Annotated in this window: 20 protein-coding genes and 1 pseudogene; 10 read left to right on the top strand and 11 right to left on the bottom strand. The window is 71.9% G+C overall.

What is annotated here, in order from left to right; translation table 11 throughout:
- The first annotated feature begins 409 nt into the window (after positions 1-409).
- The 3 genes from ABZ920_RS26180 (at position 410) to ABZ920_RS26170 (ending at position 2,336) form a co-directional block, all read left to right on the top strand.
- Positions 410-847 carry a VOC family protein gene (locus tag ABZ920_RS26180; RefSeq protein WP_361509700.1) on the top strand — a complete coding sequence of 146 codons (438 nt, stop codon included), beginning with the start codon at positions 410-412 and terminating at the stop codon, positions 845-847.
- Positions 848-1,471: 624 nt separating this feature from the next.
- A complete protein-coding gene (locus ABZ920_RS26175; RefSeq protein ID WP_361509697.1) occupies positions 1,472-1,681 on the top strand; it encodes a hypothetical protein in 210 nt (69 codons plus the stop codon).
- Entirely contained in the window at positions 1,671-2,336 is a 666-nt protein-coding gene (locus tag ABZ920_RS26170) for a hypothetical protein (RefSeq protein ID WP_361509694.1), read from the top strand. The genes ABZ920_RS26175 and ABZ920_RS26170 overlap by 11 nt, the downstream gene beginning before the upstream one ends.
- A 164-nt stretch (positions 2,337-2,500) precedes the next feature.
- Here ABZ920_RS26170 and glnA read toward each other — a convergent pair whose 3' ends face one another.
- On the bottom strand, positions 2,501-3,862 hold the full coding sequence (gene glnA / locus ABZ920_RS26165; RefSeq protein WP_361509691.1) for a type I glutamate--ammonia ligase: 1,362 nt from the start codon (positions 3,860-3,862) through the stop codon (positions 2,501-2,503).
- 290 nt (positions 3,863-4,152) lie between these two features.
- Between glnA and ABZ920_RS26160 the strand changes: the two genes are divergently transcribed.
- The gene (locus ABZ920_RS26160; protein ID WP_361509688.1) at positions 4,153-5,337 is read left to right on the top strand and encodes a globin domain-containing protein; all 1,185 of its coding nucleotides are present in this window, start codon (positions 4,153-4,155) and stop codon (positions 5,335-5,337) included.
- Positions 5,338-5,488: 151 nt separating this feature from the next.
- Here the strand turns inward: ABZ920_RS26160 and ABZ920_RS26155 are convergent, their stop codons facing one another.
- From ABZ920_RS26155 to ABZ920_RS26145, 3 genes and pseudogenes are all read right to left on the bottom strand, one after another.
- A complete protein-coding gene (locus ABZ920_RS26155) occupies positions 5,489-5,926 on the bottom strand; it encodes an Rrf2 family transcriptional regulator (protein WP_361509685.1) in 438 nt (145 codons plus the stop codon).
- A 271-nt stretch (positions 5,927-6,197) separates the two neighbouring features.
- Positions 6,198-6,380 (bottom strand): annotated as a pseudogene (locus ABZ920_RS26150) (hypothetical protein); the annotation flags it as partial.
- A 134-nt stretch (positions 6,381-6,514) separates the two neighbouring features.
- Entirely contained in the window at positions 6,515-6,661 is a 147-nt protein-coding gene (locus tag ABZ920_RS26145; RefSeq protein ID WP_361509682.1) for a hypothetical protein, read from the bottom strand.
- Between the two features lie 44 nt (positions 6,662-6,705).
- Here ABZ920_RS26145 and ABZ920_RS26140 point away from each other — a divergent pair, with 44 nt between their 5' ends.
- Positions 6,706-8,754, top strand: a complete 2,049-nt coding sequence (locus ABZ920_RS26140) for an NAD(+) synthase (protein WP_361509679.1) — start codon at positions 6,706-6,708, stop codon at positions 8,752-8,754.
- Here ABZ920_RS26140 and ABZ920_RS26135 read toward each other — a convergent pair.
- Both ABZ920_RS26135 and ABZ920_RS26130 read right to left on the bottom strand, forming a co-directional pair.
- Positions 8,744-9,022, bottom strand: a complete 279-nt coding sequence (locus ABZ920_RS26135; RefSeq protein ID WP_361509676.1) for a DUF397 domain-containing protein — start codon at positions 9,020-9,022, stop codon at positions 8,744-8,746. The two genes, ABZ920_RS26140 and ABZ920_RS26135, sit on opposite strands and share 11 nt — an antisense overlap.
- Positions 8,994-9,866, bottom strand: a complete 873-nt coding sequence (locus tag ABZ920_RS26130; protein ID WP_361509673.1) for a helix-turn-helix transcriptional regulator — start codon at positions 9,864-9,866, stop codon at positions 8,994-8,996. Before ABZ920_RS26130 ends, ABZ920_RS26135 begins: the two co-directional genes overlap by 29 nt.
- Before the next feature lie 125 nt (positions 9,867-9,991).
- Here ABZ920_RS26130 and ABZ920_RS26125 point away from each other — a divergent pair, with 125 nt between their 5' ends.
- Together ABZ920_RS26125 and ABZ920_RS26120 are read left to right on the top strand one after the other, a co-directional pair.
- Positions 9,992-10,216: a hypothetical protein gene (locus ABZ920_RS26125; protein ID WP_361509670.1), complete on the top strand. Its 225-nt coding sequence runs from the start codon at positions 9,992-9,994 to the stop codon at positions 10,214-10,216.
- Complete coding sequence (locus ABZ920_RS26120; RefSeq protein WP_361509667.1) at positions 10,213-10,572, top strand: ATP-binding protein; 360 nt, start codon at positions 10,213-10,215, stop codon at positions 10,570-10,572. The genes ABZ920_RS26125 and ABZ920_RS26120 overlap by 4 nt, the downstream gene beginning before the upstream one ends.
- A gap of 76 nt (positions 10,573-10,648) precedes the next feature.
- Here ABZ920_RS26120 and ABZ920_RS26115 read toward each other — a convergent pair whose 3' ends face one another.
- The 4 genes from ABZ920_RS26115 to ABZ920_RS26100 all read right to left on the bottom strand — a co-directional run bounded on the left by ABZ920_RS26115 (position 10,649) and on the right by ABZ920_RS26100 (position 15,558).
- Positions 10,649-11,863 (bottom strand): MFS transporter, encoded by a 1,215-nt coding sequence (locus tag ABZ920_RS26115; protein WP_361509664.1) that lies wholly within the window; start codon positions 11,861-11,863, stop codon positions 10,649-10,651.
- Positions 11,864-11,951: 88 nt separating this feature from the next.
- Positions 11,952-13,007, bottom strand: coding sequence for an endonuclease/exonuclease/phosphatase family protein (locus tag ABZ920_RS26110; RefSeq protein ID WP_361509661.1), 1,056 nt, complete (start codon positions 13,005-13,007; stop codon positions 11,952-11,954).
- A 182-nt stretch (positions 13,008-13,189) separates the two neighbouring features.
- Positions 13,190-13,810, bottom strand: coding sequence for a TetR/AcrR family transcriptional regulator (locus tag ABZ920_RS26105; protein WP_361509658.1), 621 nt, complete (start codon positions 13,808-13,810; stop codon positions 13,190-13,192).
- Between the two features lie 158 nt (positions 13,811-13,968).
- The gene (locus tag ABZ920_RS26100) at positions 13,969-15,558 is read right to left on the bottom strand and encodes an MFS transporter (RefSeq protein WP_361509655.1); all 1,590 of its coding nucleotides are present in this window, start codon (positions 15,556-15,558) and stop codon (positions 13,969-13,971) included.
- 227 nt (positions 15,559-15,785) lie between these two features.
- Between ABZ920_RS26100 and panB the strand changes: the two genes are divergently transcribed.
- The 3 genes from panB to ABZ920_RS26085 all read left to right on the top strand — a co-directional run bounded on the left by panB (position 15,786) and on the right by ABZ920_RS26085 (position 18,820).
- Positions 15,786-16,652, top strand: a complete 867-nt coding sequence (panB, locus tag ABZ920_RS26095; RefSeq protein ID WP_361509652.1) for a 3-methyl-2-oxobutanoate hydroxymethyltransferase — start codon at positions 15,786-15,788, stop codon at positions 16,650-16,652.
- A gap of 315 nt (positions 16,653-16,967) precedes the next feature.
- Complete coding sequence (locus ABZ920_RS26090) at positions 16,968-17,993, top strand: ATP-binding cassette domain-containing protein (protein WP_361509649.1); 1,026 nt, start codon at positions 16,968-16,970, stop codon at positions 17,991-17,993.
- Positions 17,990-18,820, top strand: a complete 831-nt coding sequence (locus tag ABZ920_RS26085; protein WP_361509646.1) for an ABC transporter permease — start codon at positions 17,990-17,992, stop codon at positions 18,818-18,820. The genes ABZ920_RS26090 and ABZ920_RS26085 overlap by 4 nt, the downstream gene beginning before the upstream one ends.
- A 41-nt stretch (positions 18,821-18,861) precedes the next feature.
- On the opposite strand, the gene ABZ920_RS26080 is transcribed toward ABZ920_RS26085, so the two are convergent.
- Positions 18,862-21,541: AAA family ATPase (locus ABZ920_RS26080; protein ID WP_361509643.1), on the bottom strand; the 2,680-nt coding region annotated here is incomplete at its 5' end.

Below are 21,541 nucleotides of genomic sequence, written 5' to 3'. Positions count from 1 at the left end.
AGGCCCGGCCTCGGCGCGGGCGGTGGCCTGCGGTGAGGCCGGGCCTCGGCGCAGGCGGTGGCCGGCGGTGGCAGCCTGCGGTGGCTCCCGGGTGGGGCGGGGCCCCGCGGTGCCGGGGTCGGTGGGCTGCCGCATGGCGTCGGGTTGGTGGCCCGGAGCGGAGCCGGGCCGGTGGCCTGCGGGGCACCGGGGCGAGGCGGCCGGGCCAGGTGGGTCACCGGTGGCCGGCGTGCGGCGTTCCGGTGCGGCTCGCGGGGGCACCGGGGCCGGCGCCCGGGCCGGCCGGGCGCCTGCGGTGGCGCCGCTCACCGTTGTCCGCTTCGGTGGTGATGAGCCTTCCGGCCGGACCCGCCGCGGTTCGCCCCGTGCGGCAGCCGGGTCCGGGGACACACCGACGAGGGAGTCAGCCATGGAGATGACGCTGGAAGTGATCCCGCTGCCGGTCACCGATGTCGACCGGGCCAAGGAGTTCTACCGCGACAGAGTCGGCTTCCACGTGGACTTCGACGGCGAGGTGACGCCGGGCGTGCGGATCGTCCAGCTGACGCCGCCGGGCTCGGGCTGCTCGATCGCGCTCACCCAGGGGCTGGACATGCCCATGGAGAACCCCCGGCCGGGGACCTACCACGGGATGCAGCTCTGCGTGGCCGACGCGAAGGCCGCGTACGAGGAGCTGACCTCGCGCGGGCTCGACGTCACCGAGCCGCGGGCCCTGTCGCCGCAGGACGGCGGCACGTTCCTGTATTTCCGGGACCCCGACGGCAACAGCTGGGTGATCCAGGAGTACCGGCGCCGGGCGGCCGAGCCGCTGCACCGGCTGCTCGCCGACCTGGCCGCGGGACGCTAGTAGGCCGTTTGCTTCGGACCATCCGACTGGGCCACTGGGGCTGCCCGGCGGCCGGCCGCCCCTCCCGGCGCTTCGTGGTCGGCGCCGCTCCCGACCGTTCATCCGGACTTCACCCACCGGGCCGGACGGCGTGGGCCGAACCTTGGCGTGTGCATGCTCTCTCCGCACCGTGTTGCACACATGGGGCTTCGCCCTCTACCTCGCCAGTCGAGACAGCCACCAGGACAACTCCCTGCCTAACGGACTCCCCTTCGGAAGCCCCGAAGAATGCCTGGACTGTGCCTCCGGCCTCTACCCCGACTGCGTGCCAGCCTGACCCCTCCACGAACTTCCGCGGAGCAGTACCAGGTACCAGTGCGCGGCGAGTTGGCGTTCTACGAAGATCCAGCGCCGGGACGCCGAGGCAGCGGGCGGCGAGCCGCCGTGGACCGGTGCCCGCTCGTCCGTGTCCATCCGGTGACTGCTTGTCACCCCTTGGTGGTTGTGGTCACCCGTTCGCAGGTAAATCTTCGACCGATCGGGGCATACCGACAGCAAGGCACGGGTGATGCAGGCCACAGTGTCAGACCCATGAGGGACACTGTCAGCGTCGCAGAAGCTACTGGGGGGTAGGGGCTGATTCAGATGACCATCCAAGAGCAGAGGACTTCGGATCACGACGACGACGTCATCACCGAACTGTCCGAGGAGGAGTTCCGTGAGGCCGCCTACGCGGCGCTGGACCGGCTCGGTCTGACCTACAAGCAACTCCGCGACATGGCGGCCCGCCGCGACTTCAACTCGGCGCAGGCCCAATCACTCTGGGTATCCATCGGCGGCGCACTTGATCTCTGACAAGCTTCGTGACCAGACGAACAGATTCGCCAAGGAGATCCAGAGTCTCCTGAATTGCACTATCGCGGATTACATCCAGATAAAGGCGGTCGCGCTCTCCAGGGGCGACGACCGTCTTTTCGCACTCGGACATCTGATCGACAAGACCACGATGACGGCGCAGCGGTTCCCGTTGAAGCCTAGGGCGCCGAAGATCGAGATGTGGATGGACATCAGCTTCCAGTTGCGCCTGGACGCCGAGCGCGAGCATTTGATGGTGCACAAGTCGTTCTTCGGGGTGTTCGGGTCGCAAGGTGCCAAGCACGGCCTCTTCCACTACGACTATGAACGCGACAAGGCGGACGGCTACCCGGATGCCCATCTACAGGTGTACGGCGCGTCGGAGCTGTTCAGCACGCTGAATGACCCTAGGACGGATGCCGGCCGGTCGTTCTCGCAACTGCACTTTCCTGTGGGCGGAAAACGCTTCCGGCCCTGCCTTGAGGACATCATCGAGTTCCTGGTAGTCGAGCGTCTGGTGGAGGCGCGGGACGGCTACGAGAAGATCCTGGAGACCGGACGGGAGGGCTTCCGTCGGAACCAACTGTGGGCCGCGATGCGCCGCGATCCTGACGCTGTCGCGAAGTTCACAGACCGTTACGGCATCTCGCATTAGCAGCGACGCTCAGAACGTGCCCCGGGCCGGCACAGGGCCCGGGGCTTTCGTTCGGTGCAATAGTCGACGGCGAGCCAGCAAGGGCAAGGGTACTGAGGACGGCCACGGACGGGGCGCTGCCCATGCTCCCGTCATGTAGGCAGGTACCCCGCCCCGACCTGCCCCTACAGCACCGGCAGCAGGTTCTTCAGCTCGAACGCCGTGACCTCCGAGCGGTACTCCTCCCACTCCGACTTCTTGTTGCGCAGGAAGAAGTCGAAGACGTGTTCGCCGAGGGTTTCGGCGACCAGGTCGCTGCGCTCCATCAGGGCCAGGGCCTCGCCGAGGTTCTGCGGGAGGGGCTCGATGCCCAGCGCGCGGCGCTCGGCGTCGGAGAGGGCCCAGACGTCGTCCTCGGCGCCCGGCGGCAGCTCGTAGCCCTCCTCGATGCCCTTCAGGCCGGCGGCCAAGAGGACCGCGTAGGACAGGTAGGGGTTCGCGCCGGTGTCCAGCGAGCGCACCTCGACCCGCGCCGAGCCCGTCTTGCCCGGCTTGTACATCGGCACCCGGACCAGGGCGGAGCGGTTGTTGTGCCCCCAGCAGATGTACGAGGGGGCCTCGCCACCCGCGCCGGCGGTGCGCTCGGAGCCGCCCCAGATGCGCTTGTAGGAGTTCACCCACTGGTTGGTGACCGCGGAGATCTCCGCCGCGTGCCGCAGCAGGCCCGCGATGAAGGAGCGGCCGACCTTGGAGAGCTGGTACTCGGCCCCCGACTCGTAGAAGGCGTTGCGGTCGCCCTCGAAGAGGGACAGGTGCGTGTGCATGCCACTGCCGGGGTACTCCGAGAACGGCTTCGGCATGAAGGTCGCCTGCACGCCCTGCTCCAGCGCGACCTGCTTCATGACCAGGCGGAACGTCATGATGTTGTCCGCCGTGGACAGGGCGTCGGCGTAGCGCAGGTCGATCTCCTGCTGGCCCGGCGCGCCCTCGTGGTGGGAGAACTCCACCGAGATGCCCATCGACTCCAGCATGGTGATGGCCTGGCGGCGGAAGTCCATGCCGACGTTCTGGGGGGTGTGGTCGAAGTAGCCGGAGTTGTCGGCGGGGGTCGGCCGGCTGCCGTCGACGGGCTTGTCCTTGAGCAGGAAGAACTCGATCTCCGGGTGGGTGTAGAAGGTGAAGCCCAGGTCGGAGGTCTTGGCGAGGGCGCGCTTGAGGACGTAGCGCGGGTCGGCGAAGGACGGGGAGCCGTCCGGCATGAGGATGTCGCAGAACATGCGGGCGGTGCCGGGGGCCTCGGCGCGCCAGGGCAGGATTTGGAAGGTGGAGGGGTCCGGCTTGGCGATCATGTCGGACTCGTAGACCCGCGCGAAGCCCTCGATGGCGGAGCCGTCGAAGCCGATGCCCTCGTCGAAGGCCTGCTCCAGCTCGGCCGGCGCCACGGCCACGGACTTGAGGAAGCCCAGCACGTCCGTGAACCACAGCCGTACGAACCGGATGTCGCGCTCCTCCAACGTCCGGAGCACGAACTCCTGCTGCTTGTCCATAGTCCGCTTCCTCATCTGTGCTGGTCAGGCTGCCTGCCTCCGGTGCGCGGGAGGCGGTCGGGACCTGAGCATCCCACCACAACACCATTTCATGCGCGTTGCGTATGCGGTTCGCCCGGCCGTCCACGGCCCGAACGCCCGGCGCCCGGCGGGTGAACCGCTGTGCCGCCCATCTTGCCTGCTCGGACGGCCCTCCGTAACGGCGGCCGTGAGCGTCGTCACGCCCAGATAATTTGCATCTCAAATGCAAGTTTCAATAGCGTGCTCACAGTCGATCCGAGGAGATCCCGATGCTGTCCGAGCAGTCCGCAGCCACCGTCCGCGCCACCCTCCCCGCTGTCGGGGCGGCCATCGGCGAGATCGCCGACCGCTTCTACGAGGGTCTGTTCGCCGCCCACCCCGCACTGCTGCGCGACCTGTTCAACCGCGGCAACCAGGCGTCCGGCGCGCAGCGCCAGGCGCTCGCCGGTTCCATCGCCGCCTTCGCCACCCACCTGGTGGACCACCCCGACCAGCGGCCCGACGCGATGCTGAGCCGGATCGCCCACAAGCACGCCTCCCTCGGCATCGCGCCCGAGCAGTACGACGTCGTCCACGAGCACCTCTTCGCCGCCATCGCCGAGGTGCTCGGCGAGGCCGTCACCCCGGACGTCGCGGCCGCCTGGGACGAGGTCTACTGGCTGATGGCGAACGCGCTCATCGCCGTCGAGAAGCGGCTGTACGAGGAGAGCGGCCGCCGCGGGTGGCGGCAGTGGCAGGTCGTCGAGCGCGTCGCCGAGACCCCCGACGTCGTCTCCTTCCGGGTCCGCCCGGCCGACGGCGGCCCGGTGACCGGCTTCCGCGCCGGGCAGTACGTCTCCGTCCGCGTGGAGCTCGCCGACGGCGCCCACCAGATCCGGCAGTACAGCCTGTCCGGGGCGCCCGGCCGGTCGGAGCGGCGGTTCACCGTCAAGCGCGTGCACGGCGGCGCGGCCCCCGACGGCGAGGTCTCCAACCACCTCCACGCGCACGTGCGCGACGGTGACGTCCTGGAACTGTCGGAGCCGTACGGCGACCTGGTCCTCGAGGACGTCGCCGGCTCGCCCCTGCTGCTCGCCTCCGCCGGCATCGGCGTCACCCCGATGGTCGCGATGCTGGCCCAGCTCGCGGACAGCGGGCACCAGGGCCCGGTCACCGTCGTGCACGGCGACCGCTCCCCCGCCGACCACGCCCTGCTGGCCGACCACGAGGCGTACGCGGCGAAGCTGCCGGCGGCGGCCGTCCACTTCTGGTACGAGACGGATGCCGCCCCCGGCACGCGTACCGGTCTGGTGGACCTCGCCGACGTGGAGGTGGCGCAGGGCACGCGCGCGTACCTGTGCGGTCCGCTGCCCTTCATGCGGGCGGTGCGAGCCCAGCTGATCGAGAAGGGTGTCGCCCCGGCGGACATCCACTACGAGGTGTTCGGGCCGGACCTCTGGCTGGCGCAGGGCTGAGCCGGCTCCCCGTCCGTGCGGCGAAAGCCCCGGAGCTCCCCGGCTCCGGGGCTTTCCCGCGCGTGCACGTCTCGGGCCCGCAGAAGGCCGCCAGGAGCAGGGAGGGGCTGAGGCCGCCAGGAGCAGGGGGCGGACGGGCTGAGGCCGGGGGCTACGGCGCGCGGGAGATGCCCAGCAGCACCGGTCCCGTCGGGTCGGCCACCATGTCCGCCACGGTGAGCGGGTCCAGCGACGCGTAGAACGCCTCCTGCGCCCGGCGCAGGGCTCCCCGCAGCCGGCACGCCGCCCTCAGCGGACAGGGAACGGGGCCGCCCTCGCAGTCGACGACGTCGCCGTCCCCCTCGAACGCGCGGACCACCGCGCCGACCGACGCCCCGCGGCCGGCCTCCGTGAGCGCGAGTCCACCGCCCCGGCCGCGCCGGGCGGCGAGCAGGCCCATGCGGGTGAGTTCGGCGACGACCTTCGCGGCGTGCGTGTACGGCACGTCCATGTCCGTCGCGACCTCTCGGGTCGTGGGGTTCGACTCGCCCGCGACGGCGAGCCGCATCAGGACGCGCAACGCCAGATCGGTGGAGCGCCGCAACCGCATCCGGCCAGCCTAAATAATCGGCATAACGCCTGCAAATATAGGGGCGGACGCACGTGCAGGTGAATGTGCGGATGCGCGTCCGCCTTCGGCCGCGGGCGCCGTCGCGGGCGCCGAGGGGCTTCATGCCCCGCCGCCCCTCGTGGGTCGCGTCTTCGGCCGTGTGCATCCGCCTGCTCGCGGGTCGCCTCCGGCCGCACGCACCCGGCTGCTCCCGGGTCGCCTGGAGGGCTGCGCCGCCCGTTGCACCGTCGGCCGGGTCAGCGGATGAGTGACGCCGGTACGACTGGACGTAGCTGTTCGTGGCGAACCCACGCCGGTGACGTCGTCGTAGCCCCTCACCGCGGACAGCGAGCTGTCCTTTGCCGAGGCTGCGGACCGAGGTCGCGAGGCCGTCGGCGGCGTCGTACCCGTTCACGTGGTCGACGCGGGCCACCGCGAGCCCGGACCCCGTGGGGTACCCATCCGCAGTCTGGGCCCAGCCGACATCACGCCCCTGAACCCCCGCAGGCAGGGGCGCCCAGCCGACGCCGCCCGGAGCGCCCCCGACATGCGGCCCGGATCCGCGGCCTCGGTACCGCCCAACGCGGCCTAACGCGCCTCCGCGTCCCGCCGCTTGAGCAGGTCGGCCATGAGCCGCATCTCCGACCGCTGCCCCTCGACCGTGCCCCGCGCGAGCCTCTTCTCCGCGCCGATCGCACCCCACGCCCCCTCCTCGTTCCCGGGCGCGGGACACACCCCCGCACCCGATATCGTGTCGCTCTGACGATTACACTGGGCGCGTGCCTCCGTTGAACTTCAGGTCGATCTATCAGCACGGCTTCGCACGGGTCGCCGCGTGTACGGGGCACACCGTCATCGCGGACCCGCACGCCAACGCCGAAGCGGTCCTGCGTCACGCACGCCGGTGCGCCGAGGAGGGCGTCGCGGTCGCCGTCTTCCCGGAGATGGTGCTGAGCGGCTACTCCATCGAGGACCTGCTGCTCCAGGACGCGCTGCTCGACCAGGTCGAGGAGGCGCTGGAGGAGGTGGTGGCGGGGTCGGCGGATCTGCTGCCGGTGCTGGTCGTCGGCGCCCCGCTGCGCCACCGCAACCGGGTCTACAACTGCGCGGTGATCGTGCACCGCGGCCGCGTCCTCGGTGTCGTGCCGAAGTCGTACCCGCCCAACTACCGGGAGTTCTACGAGCGCCGGCAGATCGGCGACGGCTCCGACGAGCGCGGCGGGTCGATCCGGCTCGGCGGCGAGACCGTGCCGTTCGGCGTCGACCTGCTGTTCGAGGCCGAGGACGTCCCCGGCCTGGTGCTGCACGCGGAGATCTGCGAGGACATGTGGGTGCCGGTGCCGCCCAGCGCGGAGGCGGCCCTCGCCGGCGCTACCGTCCTCGTCAACCTCTCGGGCAGCCCGATCACGGTCGGCCGGGCCGAGGACCGCAAGCTGCTGTGCCGTTCGGCGTCCTCCCGCTGCCTCGCCGCGTACGTCTACGCGGCGGCCGGCCTCGGCGAGTCGACCACCGACCTGTCCTGGGACGGCCAGGCCATGGTCTACGAGAACGGCGTGCTGCTGGCCGAGACGGAGCGGTTCCCGCTCGGCGACAGCCAGGCCGTGGCCGACGTGGACCTCGACCTGCTGCGGCAGGAGCGGCAGCGGATGGGCACGTTCGACGACAACCGCCGTACGCACAGCGCCCGGACGGCGGACTTCCGGACGGTCGCCTTCACCCTCGAACCGCCGCTCACCGACCTGGGGCTGCGCCGCCGCCTGGAGCGCTTCCCGTTCGTGCCGGCCGACGCGGACCGTCTCGCCCAGGACTGCTACGAGGCGTACAACATCCAGGTCGCGGGCCTCCAGCAGCGACTGGCGGCCATCGGCGGTCCCAAGGTGGTCATCGGCGTGTCCGGCGGCCTGGACTCCACGCACGCGCTGATCGTCGCCGCCCGGGCGATGGACCGCGCGGGCCGCCCGCGCAGCGACATCCTGGCCTGGACCCTGCCCGGCTTCGCCACCAGCGACCACACCAAGGACAACGCCCACAAGCTGATGGAGTCGCTCGGGGTCACCGCCGCCGAACTGGACATCACGCCCACCGCGCGGCTGATGCTGCAGGAGATGGGCCACCCGTTCGCCTCCGGCGAGCCGGTGTACGACGTCACCTTCGAGAACGTGCAGGCGGGCCTGCGCACGGACTACCTCTTCCGGCTGGCCAACCAGCGCGGCGGCATCGTGCTCGGCACCGGCGACCTCTCCGAACTGGCCCTCGGCTGGTCCACGTACGGCGTCGGCGACCAGATGAGCCACTACAACGTCAACGGCGGCGTACCCAAGACGCTGATCCAGCACCTGATCCGATGGGTCATCAGCAGCGGCCAGTTCGGCGAGGAGACCAGCAGGACGCTCGCCGCGATCCTCGACACCGAGATCAGCCCGGAACTGGTCCCCGGCGAGGAGATGCAGTCGACCGAGTCGAAGATCGGCCCGTACGCGCTGCACGACTTCACACTCTTCCACGTGCTGCGCTACGGCTTCCGGCCGTCGAAGATCGCCTTCCTGGCCTGGCACGCCTGGCACGACCCGAACGCAGGGGACTGGCCGCCGAACTTCCCGGAGGCCAAGCGGGTGGCGTACGACCTGGAGGAGATCCGGCGCTGGCTGGAGGTCTTCTGCCGCCGCTTCTTCGCCTTCGCCCAGTTCAAGCGATCGGCCATGCCGAACGGGCCGAAGGTCTCGGCGGGCGGCTCCCTGTCCCCGCGCGGCGACTGGCGCGCCCCGTCCGACGGCAACGCACGGGCCTGGCTGCGGGACCTGGCCCGCTTCGACGCCCCTACGACCTGAGCGCGTCCACGAAGGGAGCCCAGGCGGCGTCGCTGAGGAGCAGGGCGGGGCCGTCGGGCACCTTGGAGTCACGGACGGGGACGAAGCCGGGGATGTTGGCGGCTATTTCGAGGCAGTTGCCGCCGCTTTCGTTGCTGTAGCTCGACTTGCGCCAGAGGGCAGCGCCGGGGAAGTCGCTGGCCACTTCGACGCACTCCCCGCCATCGCCATTGCTGTAGCTGCTCTTGAGCCACAACGCGTCACTCAAGTCGATCCGGTCGCTTGCCATTTCGGTAATCCTCTGCGGCTGCCTTGATCATGGCGAGGGACGCGCCCGGTGACAGCGCGACGGCCCTGAGCCGATCGTATGCCTTGCGGTACTGCTTCACGAGAGCCGGATCCTCGATGGTGTCTCCGCTGTAGGACGCCTCGGTGTAGATCAGCGGCGGGGCATCCGGGAAGGTCATGACCATGATGGAGGCGGCCATGAGGGGATACGCGCCGCTCCTCCGCGAAACGACTTGCGGAACGATCCGGCGCCGGTCCGTCAGTTCCGCGATGCGGTCGAGCTGCTCAGCCATGCTCTCAAGCGGCACGATGGCGTCCGTGAGCAGCGACTCGTGGAGGATGGCCCAGTACTCCGGGACTGCGCGATCGCCCTCGAAGAGACGGGCACGATCGAGCCGCGCCCGCACCTTCTCCTCGACCCACTCGTCCGAGGCGGACGGGTGAGCGGAGTGGACCAGCGCACGTGCGTAGGGCGCTGTCTGCAACAGCCCGGGCAGGATGCTCGGAGACCACAACTCGATCGACTCGGCGTGCTTCTCCGCCTCCAAAGCCCTCTCGAAGTAAGCGGCGTGCGGCCCCCGCCGTGCCCGCCGCACGTCCTCGCAGTGCCGCTCGAAGTAGCCGTCCGTACCCAGGACCCGGTCCACGTGCCGGGCCAGATCCATCGGCATGCGCCGCTTGCCGTGCTCGATGTCGCTGAGGTGCGACTTGCCGTAGAAGCTGCCCTCGACCAAGCGCTCCAGCGAGAGTCCCGCAGCCTCCCGCTTCCACCTCAACTCCTTGCCGTAGAAGTCGGGGACGCTGATCGAACCGTCGATGTTCCTTGCGCCGGACCACGTATTCACCGCCGTAACTCACCGTGCCGTTTCCGCTGCCCGCGTCGCGGACGCGAACCCTCTTCCACGGTAGCGAGCCGGACGACACTCTGTGAGGCGTTCGTAACTCACCGCACAGAAGCCCGGATCCCCCCATGCCCGACCACTCCCCCACCGCCTACGACGTCGCCCTCTGCGTGGAGGATCTGCGCACCGCCCTCGCCCTGCACGACATCACGCTGCCCTCACTGCGCGTGGACCTGCCGAGCCTCGCCGGTACGTACACGCCGCCCGCCGGCCTCGTCGCGCTCGGGAACTGCAACACGGCCACGGCCCAGGCGCTCGCCGCGGCCCTGCGCAGGACGGCGGCGGAGCGATGATCTTCGAGCTCGACCTGCTCGCCACCCCGAAGGCCGTACCGGAGCTGCGCCACCGCCTGCGCGCCCTCGACCACGAAGTGCGCCTGTGTGCGACGGAGTTGCTGACGAACGTCATCGACCACCTCGGCGAGGGCACCCCGGTCACGGTCCGGGTCACCGGCACACCCGACGGCCACACCCGGGTCGAGGTCACCGACCCGGACGCACGCACTGTCCCCGTCCTGCTGCCGGCCGGCGGCACCGCCGAGTCCGGCCGCGGCCTGGCCCTGATCGACGCCCTCGCCCGGTGCTGGGGCGTGGACCAGGGGCCGGACCACAAGACGGTCTGGTGCGAACTGCCCTGGGCGCCGGACTAGCTGTCGCTTCCGCTTCCTCGGGCCGGGACGGCGGGCCGTGTGTGCGGCCCCTGCCGGTCACGAGGCGCGCCGCCGCTCAGCGGCGCAGCGCCCCCGCCTGCTCAGGCACGTGCGCGGCGACCACGCGGCCCTCGTGGACGGCCTGGTGGCGGCGGTCGACCGCGTACGCCGTCGCCGCGACCGCGAGGCCGAGGACGGCCAGGGCCGCGCCCGTGAGCGCGGGGGACGTCGTCCCGAGGCCCGCGGCCAGGGCGAGGCCGCCGATCCAGGCGCCGCCGGCGTTGGCCAGGTTGAAGGCGGCCTGGTTGGCCGAGGAGGCGAGGGAGGGTGCCGCCGCGGCCTTCTCCATGACCATCAGCTGGAGCGGGGAGCCGGTGACGAAGGCGGCGGTGCCGAGGAGTGTGACCGCCAGGGCCGCCGTGACCTCGGTGTGCATCAGGAGCGGGAACAGCGCCAGGACGACGGCGAGGGACGTCAGGCCGCCGAAGAGGGTGCCGCGCAGCGAGTGGTCGGCCAGGCGGCCGCCCAGCAGGTTGCCCGCCGTCGCGCCGACGCCGAACAGGGCCAGCAGCAGCGTCACGCCGGCGCCGGCGTAGCCGGCGGCGTCGGTGAGCATCGGGATGATGTAGCTGTAGGCCGAGAAGAGGGCGCCGAAGCCGGCCACGGTCGTGCCCAGGGCCAGCCAGACGGGCAGGGAGCGCAGGGCGGCCAGTTCGCCCCGCAGGCCGGTGGCGGGGGCGTGCGTGTGGTCGTGCGGGATCAGCAGCGCCAGCGAGGCCACCGCGGCCACGCCGATCACGCTCACGGCGAGGAAGGTCGCCCGCCAGCCCAGGTGCTGGCCCATGAGGGTGGCGACCGGGACGCCCACGACGTTGGCGACGGTCAGGCCGAGGAACATCAGGGAGACGGAGCGGGCCTTGCGTTCGGGCGCCACCATGGTGGTGGCGACCACCGCGCCGACGCCGAAGAAGGCGCCGTGCGGCAGGCCGCTGAGGAAGCGGGCGCCGAGCAGGGACTCGTAGCCCGGGGCGAACGCGGACAGCGCGTTGCCGACGACGAAGAGGGCCATGAGGCCGATCAGCACCGTGCGGCGGGACATGCGTGCGGTGACCGCGGCCAGCAGCGGCGCGCCGATGACGACGCCCAGCGCGTAGGCGGACACCAGGTGGCCGGCGGTGGGGATCGATATGCGCAGGTCGTCCGCGACGTCGGGCAGCAGGCCCATCATCACGAACTCGGTCGTGCCGATGCCGAAGGCACCTACGGCGAGGGCTAGCAGGGCCAGAGGCATGAGGGGTGGTGGCCTTTCGCGAGCGGAGGTCCGTACTTCCTATGTTTCAGTACGGAACAAATTCTCTCAGGCCGAGTATTCCGTCGGGTTACGAGACGGTTGCCGGACCCACCCTCACGCGCGCCGCCACCGGCAGGTGGTCGCTGCCCGTGCGCGGCAGGGACCAGGAGCTCTCGGGCTCCATGCCCTTGACCATGATCTGGTCGATCCGCGCCAGCGGGAAGGAGGCCGGCCAGCTGAAGCCGAAGCCGTCGCCCGCGGCTCCCTGGGTGGAACGCATCTGCGACGTCACGGCGTTGAGCGCGCGGTCGTTCATGGTGCCGTTCAGGTCGCCGAGCAGGACCACCCGCGGCAGCGCCTCGTCGGCGATGGCCTCACCCAGCGCGTCGGCGCTCTTGTCGCGCTGACGGGCGGTGAACCCGGCCTTGACCTTGACGCGCACCGAGGGCATGTGGGCGACGTACACGGCGACAGGGCCCTCGGGGGTGGCCGCCGTGGCGCGCATCGCGCGCTCCCAGCCCAGCCTGATGTCGACGGCCCGCACGTCGCTCAGCGGGTACTTGCTCCACAGGCCGACCGTGCCCACCACGGCGTGGTACGGGTACGCCGGCTCCAGCGCCCGCTCGTAGACCGGGACGGCGGACGCCTTCAGCTCCTCCAGGGCCAGCACCTCGGCGCCGGAGGCGGCCACGTCACGGGCGGTGCCGGACGGGTCCGGGTTGTCGGCGTTGACGTTGTGCGTGGCCACGGTCAGCTCGCCGCCGGTGCCCGCCTTGTCGGTGAACAGCCCGCCGAACAGGTTCAGCCAGACGATCGCGGGCAGGGCGGCCGCCAGCAGCGCCGTCGCCGACCGGCGCGCCAGGGCGAGGACCAGGAGGACGGGGACGAGCAGTCCCAGCCACGGCAGGAAGGTCTCCGTCAGGCTGCCGAGGTTGCCGACGAGGTTGGGGATGTGCGAGTGCAGCAGCATCACCAGCGCGAGGACGACCGCCAGGGCCGCGAGGACCAGACCGCGGCGCCAGACGCGCGGGTCGCCGCGCCAGCCGGTCAGGAAGCGGTCCCACAGGCGCCGAAGCCGGAAGTGCCGGTGCCCGGGACCCGAGCCGCCGTTGTCCGTCTCCGCCATGTACGCCTGCTGCGCCATACTGTCGCCTCACTGCCTGCCGTGCACACCGTTCTCCCCCGTGACCTACGACCCTAGGGGATGATCGGCTCCGTTCCGCCGTCCCGTGACGGCCGTACGGACACGAGGACGAACAAGCCGGCGAGGGCAGTTCCGGCCGGCCGCCCCGTAGGGCCGTCTGTGACGAAACCCGCATGGTCCCGCTATGAACTGACGGGCCGTAGCCCTTCGAGCACGGTGTCGACGATCTGTTCCGGCAGGCCCTCGGGCAGGTCGGCGTCGGGGCGCATCACGGAGCGGACCAGCATGGGGCCGAAGACGAGGTCGTTCAGCAGGTCGACATCGATGTCGGTGCGCAGTGCCCCGTCCCGCTGCCACCGGCGCAGGACCTCGGTCTGCAGTCTGCGCCGGGGCTCGATGACGGTGGTGTGGTACGCGCACCAGATCTTGGGACTGCTCTTCATCTGCGCGTAGACGTTGTGCAGGATGGCCGAGGAGCGGCTCATCAGACCGCGCCTGCGCAGCTGTTCGAGCAGGGCGACGAGGTCGTCGCGCACCGACGTGCCCGGCAGGACGGGTTCCGGCGGTTCGGCGGCGCGCACCACGTCGACGAAGAGTTCCTCCTTGCCGCTCCAGCGGCGGTAGATCGTGGCCTTGCCGACACCCGCGGTGCGGGCGATGCGCTCGATGGAGAGTTCGGCGAGGGGGACGCCCTCCTCCAGCAGCTTCATCACGCCCTCGACGATGGCGCGCTCCACCGCCTCACTGCGGGGGCGTCCCCTGGCGGGGGCCCGGGCAGCGGTCCGGCTGTCGGCGACGCTCACGTGTGGGTCCGTCCTTTCGTCGTCCAGGGAGATTCTGCCTGTCCGGCCCTGCGGTGACACCACCCCCCGTGACGTGCCGGCTCCGTCGTCCGGATCAGGCCGGTCGTGCGGTGGCTTTCGGCCGTGGCACGAGCGGACGATCCGGACGGAGGGGCCGCCTAGTCGGCCGTGGTGACCAGTTCCCGCCCCTCCCTGCCCTGCTGGGGCACCGCACCCCTGCCCGGCAGGAACACGGCCACGACGATCGCGCCGAGCACGGCGACCGCGGATCCGCACAGCGCGGTGACGTGCATCGCGTGCAGGAAGGCGTCGTCGGCCGGGCCGACGAGGGCCTGGCCGCGCGGGCCGAGCTTCGCGGCGACGCCCAGGGTGGCCTCGATGGACTCGCCCGCCGCGTCCCGCACGCCGGGCGGCAGCAGGCGCAGCTTGTCCTCGATGCCGTTGCGGTACGACGCCGACAGCACCGAGCCGAGGACGGCGATGCCGAGGGCGCCGCCGACCTGGCGGAAGGTGTTGCTGAGCGCGGAGGCCGAGCCGGCCTTCTCGCGGGGCAGGGCCTGCATGATGACCACGCTGGTCGGCGTCATGATGTGCGCCATGCCGGTGCCCATGAGGAAGAAGACGACCTCCAGCTGCCAGATCGGCGTGTCCGCCTCGAAGCCGGCGAAGGCCGCGAGCATGAGCGCGAGGAGCACCAGGCCGGCCGTGGTGGTGGCCTTGTTGCCGAAGCGGTCCACGAGCAGCCGGGCGCGCGGCGCGAAGATCATCTGGGCGGCGGCCAGCGGCAGCATCAGCACGCCGGACTCCAGCGGCGAGTAGCCCCGCACGCTCTGGGTGTAGAAGACGCCGAAGAAGGTCACGCCCATGAGCGCGAAGAACACCAGCGCGATGGCGCTCATCGCGGCGGAGAACACCTTGTTCCTGAAGTAGGTGACGTCCAGGGACGGGTGGTCGCTGCGCTTTTCGAACACCACGAAGGCGGCGAGGACGACCAGGCCGGCGGCGATGGTGCCGAGCACGGCGGTGTCCGTGAAGTCGGCCAGCTCACCGCCCTTGATGATGCCGTAGACGAGCAGGACCAGGCCGACGACGGACAGGACGACGCCGACCGGGTCGACACGGCCCGGCTTCGGGTCCCGCGAGTCCGGCACCAGCCACAGCATGAGCGCCAGGGCGAGGATCACGATCGGCACGTTGATCAGGAAGACCGAGCCCCACCAGAAGTGGTCCAGCAGCGCGCCGCCGGTGATCGGGCCTATCGCGATGCCGAGGCCGACGCCGCCGGCCCAGATGCCGATGGCCTTGGGCTGCTCCTCGCGCTCGAAGACGTTCATGAGGACGGCGAGGGTGGCCGGCATGACGAAGGCGGCACCGAGGGCCATCACGGCCCGGAAGGTGATCAGCTGCGCCGGCGAGCCGGACTCGGCGGCCAGCGCGGAGCCGAGGCCGAAGACCACCAGGCCGCCGAGCAGCACCTTCTTGCGGCCCACCCGGTCGCCGATGATGCCGGCGGTGAACAGCAGGCCGGCGAAGACGAGCGTGTAGGAGTTGATCGCCCACTCCAGCTCGCTCTGCGTGGCGCCCAGTCCGGTCGGGGCCGGCGTCGAGATCGTCTTGATGGCGACGTTCAGGATCGAGTTGTCGAGCACGACGATCAGCAGGCTGAGCATCAGGACGCCGAGGATCGCCCAGCGGCGGCGGTGCACCGCCTCGGGAATCCGCGAGGCAGGGACAGCGGGAGTAGTCATGTGTTCGAGCGTAGGCAACTTCCGATACGGGACGGTCTCGTATTGAATGCTTTTACCGAGCTCTTACGCTGCGCCCGGCGGTGCGCGGGCGGGCGCGGAGGCCGTGTACCACGGGCAGGTCGCGTCACACACGGGGGTCCTCTGGTCCTCCCTGGCACGAGATGCCACCATGGAGGGGATCCGGGGACGCCGTCAGGGCGCCTCGAGATGACTGAAGGAGCGTTGCAATGACGCAGCTTTCGGCTGCCCGGAACACGCCCTCCGACGGCAGCAAGGCGCTGTACGGGGGCAAGGGCACGCGCCGCATCACCGTCCGCGACATCGCCGCCGCCAAGGAGCGCGGCGAGAAGTGGCCCATGCTCACCGCGTACGACGCGATGACCGCCTCCGTCTTCGACGAGGCCGGCATCCCGGTGATCCTGGTCGGCGACTCCGCCGGCAACTGCCACCTCGGCTACGAGACCACCGTTCCCGTCACCCTCGACGAGATGACCGTGCTGTCCGCCGCGGTCGTCCGGGGCACCGGCCGCGCCCTGATCGTCGCCGACCTGCCCTTCGGCTCCTACCAGGAGGGACCGGTGCAGGCGCTGCGCTCGGCGACCCGGCTGGTGAAGGAGGCGGGCGTCGGAGCCGTCAAGCTGGAGGGCGGCGAGCGCTCGCACGAGCAGATCCGGCTGCTCGTGGAGTCCGGCATCCCGGTCATGGCGCACATCGGCCTGACCCCGCAGTCGGTCAACGCCATGGGCTACCGCGTGCAGGGCCGCGGCGAGGAGGCGGCCGCGCAGCTGCTCCGCGACGCCAAGGCCGTGCAGGACGCGGGCGCCTTCGCCGTCGTGCTGGAGCTGGTCCCCGCCGAGCTGGCCGCCGAGGTGACCCGCGTGCTGCACATCCCCACCGTGGGCATCGGGGCGGGGCCGCAGACCGACGCGCAGGTGCTGGTGTGGACCGACATGCTCGGGCTCACCGCCGGCCGGGTGCCGAAGTTCGTGAAGAAGTACGCCAACCTGCGCGAGGTCATGGGCAACGCGGTGAAGGAGTTCGCCGAGGACGTCGTCGGCGGGACGTTCCCGCTGGAGGAGCACTCCGTCCACTGAGCCCGCGCCGAGCCATCGCCGCACCACGGACAGCCCGCCGATCGTCCCCCGTCGGCGGGCTGTCCCCTTGCCGGTGACGAGGCCCCGCGGGGCGGTCGTGTCCCGGCGCCGGACGGGGCCGCGATACGGCCGCCGCCGGGCTCGCGGGCGGGCTGCCGGGTGCCGGCGGCGGCTGTCGGAGATCTGTCGGCAGGCGGTCTTGACGGCAGGCGGTCTTGTCGGCAGGCGGTCTTGGTCGGCGGGCTGTCGGAGATCTGTCGGCGGGCACGGCGGTCTGTCGGTGGTCTGTCGGCCGGGTCCGGCACCGTCGTGGGCATGACGCGAAACGACGACATCCCCAGCGGCGCGAGGAGCGCCGTGACCGTACGGGGGCTGGTCAAGCACTACGGCGAGACCAGGGCACTGGACGGTGTCGACCTGGACGTGCGCGAGGGCACCGTGATGGGTGTGCTCGGGCCGAACGGCGCCGGCAAGACGACCCTCGTGCGGATCCTGTCCACCCTGCTGAGCCCCGACGCCGGCGAGGCCACCGTCGCGGGCTACGACGTCCTGCGGCAGCCCCGGCAGCTTCGCCGGGTGATCGGGCTGACCGGGCAGTACGCCTCGGTCGACGAGAAGCTCCCCGGCTGGGAGAACCTCTACCTGATCGGCCGGCTGCTCGACCTGTCCCGCCGGGACGCCCGCGCCCGCGCCGACGAGCTGCTGGAGCGCTTCTCCCTCACCGAGGCCGCACGGCGGCCCGCGGGCACCTACTCCGGCGGCATGCGGCGCCGGCTGGACCTGGCCGCCTCGATGATCGGGCGGCCCGCCGTGCTCTACCTCGACGAGCCGACGACGGGGCTCGACCCCCGCACCCGCAACGAGGTCTGGGACGAGGTCAAGACCATGGTCGGCGACGGGGTCACGGTGCTCCTCACCACCCAGTACATGGAGGAGGCCGAGCAGCTCGCCTCCGAGCTGACCGTGATCGACCGCGGCACGGTCATCGCGGGCGGCGGCATCGAGGAGCTGAAGGCCAAGGTCGGCGGCCGCACGCTGCGGGTCCGGCCGGCCGATCCGGGAGAGCTGCGCCCGCTCGCCCGGATGCTCGACGAGCTCGGCGTCACCGGGCTCGCCGGCACGACCGTCGACACCGCCCGCGGATCGCTGCTGGTGCCGGTGCTCAGTGACGAGCAGCTGACCGCCGTGGTCGGCGCGGTCACCGCGCGCGGCATCACGATCGCCTCGATCTCCACCGAACTGCCCAGCCTGGACGAGGTCTTCCTGTCCCTCACCGGCCACCGCGCCAGTGCGCCCCAGGACCCCCGGCCGGCCGACGACCGCGAGGAGGTCGCCGTATGAGCGCCGTCGTCCTGACCCCCGGCACCCGGCCCGACGTCCGGCACGACACCCGCATCACCCCGCGCGGTCATCTGCGGCACACCGGCGCCCTCATCCGCCGCAACCTGCTGTGGATCCGCCAGGACCCGGAGTCGATGTTCGACGCCATCCTGTTCCCGGTGATCTTCACCCTGCTGTTCGTGTACGTCTTCGGCGGCTCCATCGGCAGGGCCATGGGCGGCGGCCAGGACCAGTACGTCCAGTACGTCGTGCCGGGCCTGATGGCCATGATGGGCATGAACATGGCCCAGGGGGTCGGCACCGGGTTCAACCAGGACTTCAACTCCGGGGTCATGGACCGCTTCCGGTCCCTGCCGATCGGCCGCGGCTCCGTGCTGGTCGCCAAGATCGTGGTGGAGCTGATGCGGATGCTGGTGGCGACCGCGGTCCTGATGGTCGTCGCCCTCCTCGTCGGGTTCGACATCACCGACTGGCCGGGCCTGCTGGCCTCCGTGGGGCTGTCCGCCGTGTTCGGCTCCGCGCTGATGTGGGTGTTCCTCACCCTCGGCGTGGTGATGAAGAACGCCCAGTCGGTGCAGGCGATGGGCTTCCTGGTGCTGATGCCGCTGCAGTTCGGCTCGTCGATCTTCGCGCCGACCGACTCGATGCCCGGCTGGCTGCGGGCCTTCACCGACTACAACCCGCTGTCCTCCCTGGCGGACACCGCCCGCGGGCTCATGATCGGCGGCCCGATCGCGCACGACCTGTGGGTGACGCTCGGCTGGTCGGTGGTGCTCACGGCGGTGATGGCGCCGATCGCCGTCCACAAGTTCCGCACGAAGAGCTGACGCGCCCGGGACGTGCCCGGGACCCCTCCCGCCGGTGCGGGTCAGAGCAGGGCGGCGGCCTCCGCGGCGGAGAGGCCGCCGCCCTGCGCGTACGCGGCCTCGTACGCCTCGTCGCCGAGCACGGCCCGCGTCCGTTCGACGACCAGGTCACGGGTGTGACGCTCCAGGACCGACGGGCAGTGGCGGGGCGGCAGCAGCGCGTCGGCCGCCCCGACGCAGCGGGCGGCGTCCCCGGCGCGCGCGCCGCCGTCGGCACCGGCGAGCGCCATGGCGCCGATGGTCAGGTACGCGGAGTGCATGTGCGGGGCGACGGCCCGCGAGAGCGGGTCCTGGGCCCGCTCCAGCGCCCGGCGTGTCTTGTCCAGGGCGTCCTCCCACGCCCCGTCCACCGCGTCCAGCCAGGCCTCCGCGGCGAGGATGAACCCGTCGAAGACGGCGAAGCGGGAGACGCCGAACTCCTCGCGCAGCAGCCGAAGCTGCTCCCGGGCCTCGGCCTCGCGGCCGGTCATGCCGAGCCGGCCGGCGAGGAACAGCCGGGCCGCGGGCATCGCCTCGCTGCCGCCGCCCTCGTTCTCGGCGATGACCTCGCGCAGAACCCTCTCGCCGCGCTCGGCCTGCCCGGCCTCCACGAGCGCGCTGCCGAGCCGGGCCCGCAGGACGGCGGCCTGGGCGCGGGCGCCGATGCGTTCGGCGTGCTCGACCGCCGCCTCGTAGTCGGCGGCCGCCGCCCGGTGGGCCCCGGTGCGCTCGTGCGCCTCCCCCCGCGCGGAGAGCGCCTCCGCGGTGCCCCAGGCGTCGCCGAGGCGGCGGTAGATCTCCAGTGACTCGTCGGCGTCGCGGGCGGCGTCACCGGCCCAGTCGGTGCGGTTGGCCAGAAGGTTGGCGCGCATCTGCAGGGCGCCGGCGAGCTGCCACTCGTAGCCGGGGGCGCCGCGGCAGGTGCGGACGGCGGCGTCGACGACCGTGCGCAGCAGGTCCATGTCGCCGCTGAGCATCACGGCGTAGATCCACAGCAGGCCGGGGCTGTAGCAGGTCTGCGGCAGCCCGGGCTCGTACACCTCGGTGATCAGGCGCAGCTTCGCCTTCGCCTGCGGGCTCTCCCAGATCGCCACCTCGGGGCCCATGCAGGCCAGATGGGTCAGGTGCACGCCGCGCCGGGCCTCGGCGAGGACCTCGCCGGTCATCGGCGGCGGGGCGTCCGTGCACCGCTGCCACACCGGGGCGGCCCGGCGGACCGGCTCGGTGAACGGGTCGGGGCCGAGCGCGATCACCTCGGCGCACCAGTTGCGCGCCTCGATGCGCAGGTCGCGCATCTGCCAGTACCAGCACAGGGACAGCACCAGGCACAGCGCCTCCTGCTCGTCGCGTTCGGCGACGGCGCGGCGCACGGCGGTGCGCAGGTTCTCGTACTCGCGCTGGAACCGCTCGATGGCGGCTCCCTGCCCGGGACCGCGCAGCAACGGGTCGGTGGTACGGGCCAGTTCGCGGTAGTACGTGAGGTGCGCCCGCTCGGCCTCCTTGCGCCCGCCCGTCTCGTCCAGCCGTTCCCCGGCGTACTCGGAGACGGTCTCCAGCAGGCGGTAGCGCATCTCGCCGTCGGGCGCGGGGGCGGCCACGACGAGGGACTTGTCCACGAGGGAGCCGAGCGCGTCGAAGGCGTCCGGTCCGCACACCGCCTCCGCGGCCGCGAGGTCGCAGCCGCCGGCGAACACCGACAGGCGGCACAGCACGTCCCGTTCGCCGGCGTCGAGCAGCTCCCAGGACCAGTCGACGACGGCCCGCAGGGTCTGCTGCCGGGGCAGGACCGTACGGCTGCCGGAGGTCAGGAGCCGGAAGCGGTCGTCGAGCCGGTCGGCGATCTGACGGGGCGTCAGCATGCGCAGCCGGGCGGCCGCGAGCTCGATGGCCAGCGGCAGGCCGTCGAGGCGGCGGCAGATCTCCGCGCAGGCGGCCGCGGTGTCCTCGTCGGCGTCGGGGCGGAAACCGGGCCGGGCCGCGGCCCCCCGGTCGGCCAGCAGCCGCAGCGCGACCGGCTCCGGCAGCGGCTCCACCGGCCGCAGCACCTCCCCCGCCACGCCCAGGGGTTCGCGGCTGGTGGCGAGGACGGTCAGCCGCGGGCAGCGCGCGAGCAGTTCCTCCACGAGCCGGGCGGCCGCGTGCACGACGTGCTCGCAGTTGTCGAGGACGATCAGCATGGTGCGCCGGGCGCAGTGCTCGACGAGGCGCTCCACGGGGTCGCCGTGGCGGTCGGCGACCGCGGCTCGCATCTCCTCGGCACCGGCGCCGTGCAGCACGGTCTCGCGGGCGCCGAGGGCGGTGAGCACGGCCTCGGGCACGGCGTCGGGATCGTCGACCGGGGCGAGTTCGGCCAGCCACACGCCGTCGGACTGCGCCGGCCGCGCGGCCTCGGCGGCCTCCTGCGACAGCCGGGTCTTCCCGGCGCCGCCGGCTCCGAGGAGCGTGACCAGCCGGGCCGCCGCGAGATCGTGCCGTATCGCCTCGATGTCGGCCTCCCGGCCCACGAAGGAGGTGAGCCGGGCGCGCAGGTTGCCGGGGGGCCGGAGGGCGGCGGACGCGGGGGCCGGGGCGGCGGCCGTCCCGCCCCGGGGGGCCGGGACGGACCCGGCCGCGTCCGCGACGTCCCGGCCGGGGGACGGCCCGGCGGACGCGGCGCCGGCCGGCGCGCCCCCGTCGAGGGGCGGCCGGGTGGCCGCGGCACCC

This window comes from Streptomyces sp. NPDC046831, assembly GCF_040645305.1.
In the GTDB taxonomy this organism is placed as follows: Bacteria; Actinomycetota; Actinomycetes; order Streptomycetales; family Streptomycetaceae; genus Streptomyces.
The sequence above is the reverse complement of the archived record's forward strand: the minus strand, read 5'-3'. Positions and strand labels throughout refer to the sequence as shown.